This window comes from Pseudomonas sp. 43(2021), assembly GCF_017490805.1.
Classification (GTDB): Bacteria; Pseudomonadota; Gammaproteobacteria; order Pseudomonadales; family Pseudomonadaceae; genus Aquipseudomonas.
This window is the reverse complement of sequence record NZ_JAFGYJ010000206.1, coordinates 1-561: the sequence shown is the minus strand read 5'-3', so window position 1 is coordinate 561 and position 561 is coordinate 1. Positions and strand designations below refer to the sequence as shown.

General features: G+C 56.0%; 1 protein-coding gene. It reads right to left on the bottom strand.

The features are described 5' to 3' along the window. Positions 1-215, bottom strand: a 215-nt coding sequence (locus J5M71_RS26775) for a LacI family DNA-binding transcriptional regulator (protein ID WP_207838523.1), incomplete at its 3' end; no start/stop codon positions are given. Between the last annotated feature and the right edge of the window lie 346 nt (positions 216-561).

Below are 561 nucleotides of genomic sequence, written 5' to 3'. Positions count from 1 at the left end.
GAATAAGGGTTACGGATATCGGCGACGAGCATGCCGATCAGGCGCGTACGTCCGCGTTTCAGGCCGCGCGCCATCTGGTTGGGGCGGTAGCCGAGTTCGGCAATCGCGCGCTCGATGCGCAGGGCAATGGCATCTGAGAGCAGGGCGCGGTCATCGCCGATAAAACGCGAGACGCTGGCCTTGGACACCCCAGCGCGTACGGCGACGTCGAGCATGGTCACGCGGCTGCGCTGGGCAGTGGAGAAGTCATTCACGGCTTTCTTCTTTTTGTCTGAAACCGGTTTCAGGAAACACCACTTTCTTTGGGTGCGTCAAGTGAAGACCTGGCTGCTGGTGAAAGGATAGGCGCCCATTTCCGACAGACGGTAGCGACACCTGTCAGATCTGACAGTTGGCGAATCTTAGGGGGAGGCGCTTAATTCGCTCAGCGGATCAGCAATCGTTTTTATAAACGGAACTTGAGTTGGTATGGTGGATGGAAATCATGAGTTCAGTCGATACCTCCAGAAATAGTTCTCGGAACGGTATATTTGCCGCACCACTCTCAGTCGAGGGTATCGA